Annotated in this window: 8 protein-coding genes; 2 read left to right on the forward strand and 6 right to left on the reverse strand. The window is 56.5% G+C overall.

Going from position 1 to position 12,354, the window contains the following annotated elements:
- Positions 1-2 precede the first annotated feature (2 nt).
- The gene (locus TERRO_RS08495) at positions 3-1,826 is read left to right on the forward strand and encodes a right-handed parallel beta-helix repeat-containing protein (protein ID WP_014785596.1); all 1,824 of its coding nucleotides are present in this window, start codon (positions 3-5) and stop codon (positions 1,824-1,826) included.
- On the opposite strand, the gene TERRO_RS08500 is transcribed toward TERRO_RS08495, so the two are convergent.
- The 3 genes from TERRO_RS08500 to TERRO_RS08510 form a co-directional block, all read right to left on the reverse strand.
- Entirely contained in the window at positions 1,823-2,890 is a 1,068-nt protein-coding gene (locus TERRO_RS08500; RefSeq protein ID WP_014785597.1) for a glycosyltransferase, read from the reverse strand. The two genes, TERRO_RS08495 and TERRO_RS08500, sit on opposite strands and share 4 nt — an antisense overlap.
- Positions 2,887-4,002, reverse strand: coding sequence for an O-antigen ligase family protein (locus TERRO_RS08505; RefSeq protein WP_157178298.1), 1,116 nt, complete (start codon positions 4,000-4,002; stop codon positions 2,887-2,889). Before TERRO_RS08505 ends, TERRO_RS08500 begins: the two co-directional genes overlap by 4 nt.
- A gap of 585 nt (positions 4,003-4,587) precedes the next feature.
- Complete coding sequence (locus TERRO_RS08510) at positions 4,588-6,090, reverse strand: GumC family protein (protein WP_014785599.1); 1,503 nt, start codon at positions 6,088-6,090, stop codon at positions 4,588-4,590.
- 580 nt (positions 6,091-6,670) lie between these two features.
- Here TERRO_RS08510 and TERRO_RS08515 point away from each other — a divergent pair.
- Positions 6,671-8,263 carry a GMC oxidoreductase gene (locus tag TERRO_RS08515; protein ID WP_014785600.1) on the forward strand — a complete coding sequence of 531 codons (1,593 nt, stop codon included), beginning with the start codon at positions 6,671-6,673 and terminating at the stop codon, positions 8,261-8,263.
- On the opposite strand, the gene TERRO_RS08520 is transcribed toward TERRO_RS08515, so the two are convergent.
- From TERRO_RS08520 to TERRO_RS08530, 3 genes are all read right to left on the reverse strand, one after another.
- A complete protein-coding gene (locus TERRO_RS08520; RefSeq protein WP_014785601.1) occupies positions 8,260-9,210 on the reverse strand; it encodes a glycosyltransferase family 8 protein in 951 nt (316 codons plus the stop codon). The two genes, TERRO_RS08515 and TERRO_RS08520, sit on opposite strands and share 4 nt — an antisense overlap.
- Before the next feature lie 264 nt (positions 9,211-9,474).
- Positions 9,475-10,686 carry a glycosyltransferase family 4 protein gene (locus TERRO_RS08525; protein WP_014785602.1) on the reverse strand — a complete coding sequence of 404 codons (1,212 nt, stop codon included), beginning with the start codon at positions 10,684-10,686 and terminating at the stop codon, positions 9,475-9,477.
- A gap of 173 nt (positions 10,687-10,859) precedes the next feature.
- The gene (locus tag TERRO_RS08530; protein ID WP_014785603.1) at positions 10,860-12,233 is read right to left on the reverse strand and encodes an oligosaccharide flippase family protein; all 1,374 of its coding nucleotides are present in this window, start codon (positions 12,231-12,233) and stop codon (positions 10,860-10,862) included.
- Between the last annotated feature and the right edge of the window lie 121 nt (positions 12,234-12,354).

Here is a 12,354-nt window from a genome sequence, read left to right on the forward strand (position 1 = left end):
TCATGCCTCGCTTTCAGACGCAAAGTATTGGAGCCACATTCTGCCTGTTACTTACCGTGTGCAGCGTCAGGCTCTCGCCGGCAGCGACCTACTACGTCGATGCAACTCACGGTAGAGACGCAGCAAGCGGAACATCCCCGCAGGCCGCGTGGCGACATCTCAGTGCAGTCGAGCGCCTCGCTCAGGCTCGAGGTTTGAAGCCCGGCGACAGCGTTCTGCTGAAGTCCGGCGAACGCTGGCGGGAACAATTTGACCTCTCCGACATCCATGGTAGGCAGGGCGCACCCATCCGCATTGCAAGCTATGGCACGGGCGACTATCCAACCATTGACGCGGCAGACCTGGCGACCGGCTGGACGAGAGTACAGGGCGACATCTACCAGACCCCTGCAGTGGAAGCTGTCTACAAAGTATTTGTGGATGGGGACGATCGGCCGGTTGCCGCGCTCCAACCCGTCGTAAACGGTCTCGCCGACTGGACGATGGGCAAGCAGTATGTCCTCGGGGATCAGGTGCAGGCCAACGGCAAAACCTTCACGGCACTGCGTACTCCCATGGACCCGAAGCACCTCAACCCGGCGGATTGGTACCGCGTCAACTCAGCCGCGGTGCAGACAGACGGTATGACGAACCTCTTGCAGACTGCCGGCAGTTTCTGGTACGACGCACGCAGTAAGCGACTCCTCGTTCGACTTGCCGATGGCAGCAATCCTGCTTCGCATTCTATCCAGATCACCACCCGCCGCTATGGTGTGCATCTGCAGGGCAGCAGCAATGTCGTCGTGGATGGCCTGCGCATCGTGCACCCTGCGAAGGCCGGTATTGCTGCAGTTGTTGCAGATACACCCCTGTCTGATGCGGCACAGGATAACCAGTTCAACACAATCCAGAACAGCATCCTTTGGAATGTTGCCGACACTACCTCGGACTTCTCAATGGCATTGAACACAGGTGGAGAAGGCGGGATCTATATTTCACCGGGCTCGGGACCGGGACGTGGATCGCTGCAGGGATGGACCATCCAGAACAATGCGATAGGTATCGTGGACAGCGCTCGTTATCTCACGTACGAGCGCGACGGCATTCTTGTTGCCGGCACCACCGGGGCCTCGATCAAGAACAATTATGTTTCCACAGCGAACGCACTTGGGATCTCCGTCGTGTCCGAACGCGGTGTTGCGTGCTCGACACCCGCAGTGGTTGGCAATTACCTTACGAACAATGACGGCAACATCCGCATATCAGGCTGTGCGCAGGCGTCGGTCGATAGCAACACGATCGAATACTCCTACGGATATGGTGTGCAAGTCGGCGGCAATAGCAATGCACCAGTCGTCACGCGAAATGTCATCCACCACATCGAGCGACTGGGACAGGAGAACGCGTATAACGGCTTCGATTGCAACGGTGGCGCTCCTGGCGGAACACTAAGCGAGAACAACATCGCCGCAGTCTGGGGAGCAGAAGCTACCTTCGAGGTCGGATGCGGACACTGGACCATCGAAAGGAACATCTTCGACTCCAGCTCGAATATGAAGGGCGGCGGCCTGACGCTTTACATTCGACGGGACTCGCCGCAGCTTCAGTTCCGCAACAACACCTATCATCTGAATGCAGGAACAAACCGCCAGTTCAACTTCGGTGCGGGTGAACCAGGCGCGCAGACATTCCATGACTTCGCTTGGTGGCAACAGACTGTGGAACAAAGTGCGCAGAGCGGCCCGCAAGCCAACGCCTTGGTCATGCGCCGTGCTGCGGTCCCCGCAAAGACGCCGGCAGCGCAGAATTACCTGCGTGTTGCGCCGCCTGTGAATTGGGAACCCTAACGTGCGTTCAGCAACTCGTCGTAGACCAATTCTGTCTCAACACTCATACGCTGCACTTCGTAGCGCTGGAGATCCTGTACGGTCTCGCGCTGCAGCCGTGTACGAAGCTCCGCATCGTCGAGCAAGGAAGTGATCGAAGCTGCTAAAGCCCCTGCGTCTTCCGGCGGAACCAGCAGTCCTGTGGCGTTGTGCTGGATGATCTCCGGGATGCCATCGACATCGGTCGCAACAATGGCGCAACCGGCAGCGCGCGCTTCGATCAACGCCAAGCCAAACGCCTCGCGCCTCGAGGCCAACACGAAGACCTCCGCGGACACAAGATAACTGCGCGGATCAGCCTGGAACTTCTCAAAGTGAATGCGATCAGCGCATGCAGTTGCAGCGGCGGCTTCCCAGATCCCAACCTCTTCAGCACTGCCTCCGCCCACTAGATACAGGTGAGCCGTGGGGTACCGTTCTGCCACTTTGCTGAAGGCCTCGATCAATTCGTACATGCCTTTGCGAACAGTAATACCCGCAACTGAAACGATGGCCGGTTTTCCCAGAGGCAACGGTACCGGTTCCTGTGAGAGGCGTTGCGTACCCAGAGTTCCATTCATCACGATGCGGATGCGGTCGGCCTTCGTGCCATGACTCTTCAGATCTTCTGCCACCGCGTTACTGACAGCGATCACACGGTCAGCCAGCCCCGTGGTGCCCATGTGCTCGTTATGGATGTTGTGCAGATGAAGAACGATGGGAATACGCAGCAGCCGCGCCATCGGCCACACCATGAAAAGGCTCTTACGCATGTGCGCATGAATAATATCCGGTTTGAACTCACGCAAGATCCGCCAAAGGCGGAACAGCGCCTTTGGTAGAACGCGTGAACTGTGCAGCGGCAGCGTGTACACTTTCACGCCATGCCTGCTCATCAGGTCATTCCATCCACCACCGGCGGACACAAAGGCAGTAGCGCCTCGCGTTGCCTGATCGATCGCAAGATCGACGGCCACGTTGACAATTCCGTTCCCAAGACTGGAGGCGCTGTTCGAGAAGTGCAGAATGCGCTGAGCATGCTTCATATCGTCTGCACCTGCGTGTCGTTCAGGGACACGGGCTTCAAAGTGGTTCCGCTAGATCTCACATTCTCCTTATAAGCGATTCCCATCATAATGCTCGACCAAAGGAGGAACGCAGGCGTGCTCGCAAACAAGCCCATCGTCGGCATCTGCACAATCAAGGACAGCAGAGCCGCATTCACCGGCGTCAGCTCCTGAGGAGAAGGTGCATGCAGACAGGTAAATACCAGGCCGCCCAAACCGATAGCAAACACAACACTGCCAAACCAGCCGAAGGTAAGCATGAACTGTTCAATGCCGTTGTCAGCAAGGTACACACCTTGAATCGTTGCCACGCCAAACGTCGGGCCCGAGCCTGTGTCGTCGGATGACCCGCCGAATCCGTTGCCGAACGCACGGTCGCCGAACATGGTGATCGCATGTTCTTGGCTGAGCATACGCGCATTCACACTGCTGTCTGTCTTTAGGTCTGTAAAGCTTTGTAAACGGCGAGTAAGTTGCTCGTTTACCTCCGGCACCTGAGACAGTACCGCAAGCAGCAACACCGAGCCAAGCAGCGCCATCATTATCTGCAGGCGGCGCTTCGCTGGGAAGAAGAAGATGATGAAGCACATCCCGACCACTCCACCGATCCAGGCAGAGCGGCTGTTCGTCAGGCCAAGGGCCATCAGGCCGACAGGAATGGCGAAAAAGCGCAGGCGTCGCGTAGAGGCAGTGCTGAAAAGGATGCCAAAAACAATGAAGTCTGCGAACGTCTGCGGCGCATTCATCGTCGAGAAGACGCGGACGCCGAAAGGCTCAGGGGTTCCGATGGTCGACAGTGTGGACTGTTCCATCCATGTCGCGTCCCAGGGTGCCAAGAAAACATATTGATAGATGCCGTAGAGACCCATCACCAGGGTGCCCAGCATGAACTGGTCACGAAATGTCTCCAGCATCTCGGCGACATGCTCACGTTGTACAAAGAGATAGAGCGCGAAGGCGAGTGGCCCAGCCCATGTGATCGCCTCCTGCACAAGAGCAATGGGAGAATGCAGCATGTACCCCACAAAGCTCGCATAGGCGTACGTCGCTACAATCAGGACCATCCACTTTAGTCGACCGAAGTTCAGCATGCCCCATAGCTGCTTCGGGTATGGCGTCGCACCCATGCAGGCAAGAATCGGGGAAGCAATGATTGCACTTGCGGATGCGCCACCCAGGTGAGCATCAATCATCCGTCGCAACATCGGCGCCAGAAAGAAGAGCCACAGCACGAAGGTGATGTACTGCGATCTGGAACGCCTGCTCAGGTACACGCCGCCAAGGAGCGACGCCAGCGGCACAAGTACGATCTCACCCTGAGCCAACGGCGTAAACGATCCCGCAATCGCGAGAACGAAGCACGCAATGAATACATTGCGGCGATTAAGTACCCTGCTCTTTATTTGGTCATGTGTCATTTTGCGGTCTTTGACTCGGACATCCGGGTCAGCACCATGCTGACCATAACGTTACGTCTACCTGCGGGCCACGGCGCGCAGGCATCTAGCATGCGCGCTGTTGTTAGAATCGCAACGCGCGGTGCAATAGCCCGCAACATTGCCGTTAAATTTAAGCCGGAAGATTCCTTCTTCACTTGCACTACTGTTCCTTCGTCACGCATTGCGTCCGTCACAGGATCATCTAGCTGTCGGGAGCACTGCGCACTGGTTCTCGCGCTACTTCTGTGCCAGGTGTGCCTGCGTCTCCGTCTGCAGTTCCGTCCCCACGGGGCCGCGGATCGCAGTCAACTTGCCGGACGGTTCAAGCGTACCGTCCAGTGTCATGGGACGGTTCATTGCGTTCAGCAGGTACACAGTCATCAGAGCCAGAAACAGTGTTGCAGCAAAACCAAGAATCGCATCGCGGAGCGGCTTGGGACGGACCGGAGACAGCGAGAAGGTAGGCAGCTGCACAACCCCAAAGTTGAGTAGACCACTGTTGTCCATCGCAGCAGACATCCGCGCAGAATCTCTTTTCTGAACGTAGAGCAGGTAGTTGGCATCCAGCGACGCCGCAGTCTCTTGCAGGTTTTTAAATTCCAGTGCGTCGCCGGAAAGTCCCCGCACGTCGCTCTGCAATCTATCCACCTGCGACTGCAGCGTTGCGCGTCGGCCAGTGACTGCCTTAAGCCGCGCACTGTCTGTCGTGAACGCCTGATCCAGTGACTGCCATGTGGGATTGATATCGGTACTTTCGTCCGAAGTGCTGAGCGATCTCAGACGCGTCAACTCTTCATTCGCCTGCTCAATCTGCACCTCAACGGCCTTCACCGTGCGATCTTCAGGCTGATACGCTGTGAGCAATTGCGCGCGCTTCATGTTGAGCTGTGCTAGAAGCGTGTTGACCTGGTCGATCGCGCCAGATGCGGGAGAGGTCCGCTGCGCCGTACGCACGCGCACTGGCGTCGTTGCAAGCTGCGCATGCTCTGTAGCGATTCGCTGTGTCAGTTCACTTAATTCCGCTTCGCTTGCGCGAAGCAGCGTACGCGCATCATCGAGTGCCTTGGCGCTCTCCACTTCCTTGTCCGACACAGAGATGAAGCCATGGGTCTGTTGAAAGGCAGCCAGTTTCCGCTGCGCCTCTTCCCACTGTGACTTGTAGCGCTGCGCTTCCTTGTCAAAGAATTGCGGTACGTTGCCTGGCTGACTAAGCACCTTTTCCTTGTCTATGAATTGACGCAGAAGGGCCGACAGCGTGTCTTGAGAGACCTTTGGGTCATTGGACGTGTAGCTTACATCGATCACGTGGGACTTGCGGACGGGCATCACAATCATGCGCTTGCGCAGATTCGCAAGCTTCGCTTCATGGTCGTTCTGCGCCTGCGCGCTGTGCGAGGGTGAATCTTGCCAGCCGGGATCTGCGACGTCGTCAAGAACGTCAGTGCTGCCAAGTACCTCAACGGCAGAGTTGATGTCTTCCTCGGAAACAACCGATGCAATGGGCTGCGAGTTCGTCGTCGGGTCGGCAGAGATGACATTGGTCTTGCGTGAGTTCTGCACAATCAGGCTCATGTCGCTCTGGTACTTCTTGTGCGAGAACAGCAGATAGGCTGACGTCAGCACGAATCCGGCGATCAGAACGGTCAGGAACGGGATCTTGTACTTCCGTATCGCACCGGTGATGCCGGATTCCGGCGTCGGCTTGGTGTTGGAAGATTCTCCGAGTAATAAATTGGCCACGTAGACTCCTCTGGGCTGTGTATGGTTCCGTGCTCCGCGCCAAGTAGTTCAGTAGAACAGGCGGGTCACCCTGCTGCAACAGGCTGCTCGCGCTCTCGTAGCGCTCCACAGTCTAATAGACAGCAATAAAGTGATTAATCATGCAATGAGATGCATGTTCTGATCTGCGCGTGGACTCCGCAAGACAAATTATGGCGGTCGCTAAGACCACGAAATAGGGCTTTTGAGAAAAATAATGCTATGTTGCCGCTCCTGGTTGCCGCTAAAGCTGTCTAAGCCGCTCTTGAGAGCGCTTCACAGCACTTTGAGCAAATAGTTCCAATTTATTAGCCACTTCTTGCCTGAAGTGACGTTACGTCATCTTTCGTGAATACATCTTGCACGATGAAGGCCACTCATGATCCCAAGTGCGGAAAGGTCTCCGAAAACGGGTCAGCGGAATTAACCGGCGGGTGGTTAGCTCCCGGAGGGTAGGTCGATCTGAGCGGCCGCATGGTTGGTAAACTGAGGGAGCAGCGTGCGTTCTTTGAGACGGGCGCAAGACCTCAAGCATTAAGCGTCCATCACGCTGGAGTTATCTATGATCGCTGAGTTCGACGACCGCAAAGGTGCTGAACCACTCGTTGTCGACCTTTGCATCGTGGGCGGAGGCGCAGCAGGTATCGCAATGGCCCGGCATTTTGCCGGATCCAAGTTGCGCGTCGCGTTGCTCGAGAGCGGCGGCTACAAATATGATCCCGCTCTCCAAGCCCTCTACGAGGGACAAAACACCGGTATGCAGTACTTCGATCTTCACAATTGCCGCACGCGGCAATTTGGTGGAAGCACGAACTGTTGGGGTGGCATGTGCACCCCCATGACCGCCGTTGACTTCTCGCATCGCAGCTGGGTACCGCATAGCGGCTGGCCCTTTGACGCGCAGGCTCTTGAACCACACATGCGTGCCGCGCACACGTTATGCGGCATCGGTCCATACGGTTATGACGAATCCGTGTGGGGCATGCTCGGCAAGGAACCTCTGCCGTTTGCGTCCGATCTGTTGTGGTCCCACTTCTGGCAGATGAACAGCCGACTGGGAAAGCGTCAGGTTCGCTTTGCGAAGAAGTTCCGGGGCATCATCCAGGATGCGCCGAACGTCCAGGTGTTCCTTCATGCCGATGTCGTCGACCTTGTGCTGGATGACAATCACCGTCGGGTAACGGCGGTTAAGGTCAGGACTAGGGATGGCGGCGAACAGCACGTGCATGCAAAGGCCTTTGTGCTCGCATGCGGAGGCATTGAAAACGCTCGTATGCTGCTCACTTCGGATCGGCAGACGAAGAACGGTGTAGGCAATCAGAATGACCTTGTCGGCCGATTCTTTCAAGAACACCTGCAAACGCCCTGCGCCACGGTAACTCCTGAGCCGAATGATCGCCTGCTATCGTATGCACGCTGGTGGGAACTGGGCCTGACACACGCGCGACCAGGCCTGACATTGTCTCCCACCGCGCAGCAGCGGCACCGGGCCTTGAACATCAGTGTCTCCGTGGATGCGGTCTACGATGAACGATTCCTATGGACGGCCGCCAAGAGTGTATGGGACGACATCGTGGCCCGGCGCTTCAGCGCGAAGACGGCCCGGAACATCGCACATTGTGTGACACAGTCTCCCTCATTTCTCCCGGATACCTATCGCCGTTTGCGCTTTGGTGCACGCCCCATGGGAATCCCTGTTCAATACACGCTGTACGCGCGCGCCGAACAGGCACCCAACTACGACAGCCGCGTTCGGCTCAGTGAGGAGCGTGATCGTCTCGGCATGCGGAAGGTCATGCTCGACTGGCGCACGATCCCTCTGGACCACACCGCATTCGTCACGATCACTGACGTAATCAAGTCTGAGTTTGCACGTCTGCGTCTGGGACGCGTCGACACCTTTGACTGGGTCAAGGAAGGTCGTTGGCCGGACACTCTCGTGGGCGGTCCGCATCACATGGGAACTACGCGTATGTCGGACGACCCGAAAACCGGCGTCGTGGACGCGAACGCAAAGGTACATGGGCTCGACGGTTTATACATGGCTGGAAGCTCTGTCTTTCCTACCGGGGGACACGCGAACGCTACCCTCACGCTGCTGGCCACAACTCTTCGCCTCTGCGACCACCTGGAGTCCCGGTTAAGAGCTACTTAACTGGGACGTCGGCGCGGGCCACGGAAGGAACGAAGCGCCCTTGCCAGCGCCGGGAAGTGCCATTCCAGAAAACGCTGCGACATCTTCGCCATCCGTGTTGGCAATTGCCGGATCTCTCGCTTAGGACGCGGGACTTCGGAAGGGATTCTCTTCAACACACGCAAATAAGTGGACTGGTAGTGAGGCGCCCACTTCCACATCCACGGCTTGTAACGAGACGTGAAGTGGACAATTTCCGGAGCACGCTTCCACATGGCGTACTGCTCTTCGGAGATGTGTAGCTGTACTGGCTGCAACCTTGGGAACAGGGCCTGCCAGTTCCAGCCAAGACCAATGTCGATCGCTTCACCACGAAATACTGAGTTCAGGATGTCCTGATCAGGACTGAAAAGAATCGCTTGATTGGTCTCTGCGAACTGGAGAAAGCGCGCCACTACGTCTTCGTCTCTCCACTTCTTGAGATTCACGACCATGACGCCAGCGTTGAAGTAGAAATCCTCCGGACCAAAGCCGAGTGGTAGCCGTTGCTTCGAATCAAATGGTTCCCGCGCAGCGCCCACATACCGGTCGCCCAGCTCAACCTTCCAAAGCTCCTCAAAGTTATGCGTAAGAACAAGAACGTCGCTGTCCAGGTAGATCACCTTTTCAACGGTGGCAGGAAGGCAGTCCGTCAGGAAAAGTCGCAAGTACGTCGCCAGACTGATATGGCCATGAACCGGAAGATGTCCGTACGCCACGGTGTTGTCGAACGGAACAAGTTCGAGTGAGGCATTTCCCGCATCTGCTATCAGCTTGCGGAGGCTGGCCTGGTCGCCGGCAAACACATCGGGCGTTCCGATAACAAATAGGCGGAACTCGGATCCCGGATTGTTCAACACAAGCGAGGAGATAGTGATGGTTAGCGGATGCCAAAAGCTCGCATCAATGCAAAAAACAACGTCAATCATGCGGGCCTTCAGAAGTAGATAAGGCTAGAGGCTAATGCAGGGTACAGTCTCAAACCCATAGAATATAGACAAGTTTCCCATCGTGGATAGCATGACGAGCAGAAGAGTGGCGCCCGCGGTCAGCCTAAACAGCCATTCTGTGTTGCCACCCAAATCAGAATCGCTGCTTTTCGGCGTATCAAACAACGCCTCGCAACGACAAATGCGCCGCACGTCATCGAACGCGGATACCCGGGAAGACAAGCATCAATGGTTTGTATCCGGCTAAGATCGATTTGCCTGATGCCTGCGGATGATATTCACCAGTTGCGCCACATACCGTGAGCCGCTTAACCGTGAGACATAATCGCGCCTGGCAGACCAGCACATATTCAGATATAATTCTCGGTCCTTATAGATGCTGGCAATACGCTGCGCATAGGCTTCCGGAGGTGTATCCGGCAGAAACAACACACCCCATACATCATGTTGAACGACCGATGAGATTCCGCCAACATTCGTCGCTATCACCGGCAGACCATACGCTGCAGATTCGTTGAAAACGATGCCCTGCGCTTCGGCAGAGGCAGGTAAGAGAAAGAAGTCGCTTTCGGTATACAGCCTCTGCAACAACTCTCGTTGAGCCGGATCAGTCTTGCGTAAGAGACCATGGACATGAACGAAATCGGTCAGGCCTGTCGGACTACAGCCCACAACATGAAGCTCGACTTCAACGCCAAGGCCGCGCAAAGCACAGCAGATCGCTACAGCGAGCGGTCCGCCTTTTCGTTCCCAGTCACGGCCCACGAAGAGTAGCTGACAGACATTACGTCCCCGCGCCGAGATGCCTGCCGCGACCTCGCTGTCGGACGGATCAACGTCGAAGTTCGCTCCGAAAGGGAGCACGCTCATCTTCTTTGGATCAATTCCGTAATCGCTCGTTGCCCGGTCAGCAGCCCACTTGGAAGCCATGACATAGGAAACGTCACTGCGGCGGAACGTGATGTTGTCCAGTTTCTTTCCGCCTTCCACGATGCGGGACGGCATCCGACTCGGACTCAGATGCGGATAGGTCTCCAACATCTGCGACCAAGTACCGTCATGCAGCAAGTAAATGGGCTCCCGGGATCTCAGATATGCCGTAAACGGCGGCGAAAGTGTGATCACTCCATCTGCCCTCGCGTGCAGGAACAGCTTCAGATTTCCGACCTGGGTAAAGACCCACGTAAGGAATCGGTCCCGATCGACGTGATAGTACTTACGGAACACGCGGTTGTAGAAGTGGTAGAAGAGCGACGTACTCACCCGCCGCAGGGTCGGCAGTTGCGGCCCGACCACGCTGACTTTATGTCCGGCCTCACGCAAGTGATGGATGATATGGGCCGCAGTGCCCGCCCAGAGCCCGGCATCCAGCGGATCATTCAGGTCGTAAAAAATAAGAGAGAGCGGTCGTTGTGATAAAGCCTGGGACTCAACGGTAGATTCTGCTAAAGCCATTCGGACGCCTCGAAATCTGATCTCAATCGGTTGCTGTGGGCGAAGTTTTGCGGATCTGCCCTGCCTCGCCTCAGGAAAAGGGCGTCCATGCAAGGGCTTCTCTCACATTGGATTCTCGACCAGAATCAAACTTGTCGTTGCGCGTCAGAAGCCAGCACGTCTGCCAGCAGTACTCACTGCGCGACAGTGGGCTCGGACGTCCTTCTCAAGAGAAGCGTCAGAAGAGGGAGAAGGTCTTCCTTCTTCAGCAGCAATCTTGGAGCCTTGGTTTTTAGTACAAGTCGGAAGCTAACGTAGATCGTGATAAAGCGGCAAGTCGTCGAGATCAGCAAAGACGCCGCAGCCCCGGCGATACCCCAGCGCGGAATGAGGAGAAGCATCATCGGAACGCAGACAGCGAGCCCGACGCCCTGCAATGAAGTCACAAACCCGGGACGGCCCAGCGCCATGAATGCCTGCGCCAGCACAACCGTTGCGCCGGAGAGAACAACCTCCACCAGCAACAGCCGAAGCGTCCCGATGGAGCTGGTATAGGCGCGGCCGTAGAAAATGCGCAGCAAAATTGGGCCGACGATACCAAGTGTTACGGCTGCAACAGCAGTGATTGCGGTGCTCATGCGTACCGCCCTAGACGTCATCGCAAGTGTGGTCTCCATGGAAAGGCCGGTCGCCTTCGGGAAGAGGACTGCAACCACAGACCCTTGGAAGACATTCAGAACCCGCGACAGACTCAGCATCACGACATAAACACCAAGTTCTGCCGGATGAAGGAAGCTGACTACGAGAACCTGGTCCACCTGGAGAGCAAGAGTTCCAATCAGATCGATTCCGTAAGACCGCACACCATAGCTCAGCAGGAGCTTCTGGGTCGCCCATCGCAGTTTCACTCCGCGGTCGAAGAGCGAGCGCGAACGCCACAGAAGAAGCCCGATCGGCGGTAGGGCAGCAAAAATGTACGCACAGGCCGCTGTCAACGTATCGAAGCGATGAAGCTCGTAAAGCACACCCAGAATCACCAGGACCGCGGCAGGGTTCAGGATCTGAGAGAGATTTGAGCCGGAGAAGTTCTGCTTTGCTTCCAGCGCCGCCCGCAGAATATACGTGACGCTTGCAACCGGGGTAATAAGCAGAAACCATTGCGCAGCGACGATTGCCCAGTGCGGATACTGGTGCAGCCAGGACGGCATGCAGACGGCGCCCACAGCAGCTGTGAGGCACGAGATCACCGTGCAAAGAAAAAGCGCATTCCACGTCATATCCGCAACGCGCTCAGGGGAACGCCGAATATGGAAGATCATGGCCGTCGGAAGCCCGAAGGAAGTTAAACCCGCAAGTAGACCAGACCAAAGAATAATCGCGGCGAGCTCACCCCGCCCTGCCGGCATCAACATGCGCGCCGTCATAATCCCCGTGAGGACGTTGAGTCCTTGGATCAGGACACGCGATACGACAGTCTGAAAAACAGCTTTCACGCCCTTTCCAACTGCGGCCTTCGTCTGAGGCACTTTGGGTTCCTCTTTTTTCACCATCTCGGGCGGTGCGGTCATGAATTGTCCTTTGCAGGCCGATGCGTGGCAGGTGCGAGTTGCCGCGTACTGAGCTGCTCTTTATGGGTGGATTTCGATGGCGGGCAATCTGCTAAAGGAAGCGCACCGTTTGAGCTTATCT

The organism is Terriglobus roseus DSM 18391 (genome assembly GCF_000265425.1).
Taxonomy (GTDB): Bacteria; Acidobacteriota; Terriglobia; order Terriglobales; family Acidobacteriaceae; genus Terriglobus; species Terriglobus roseus.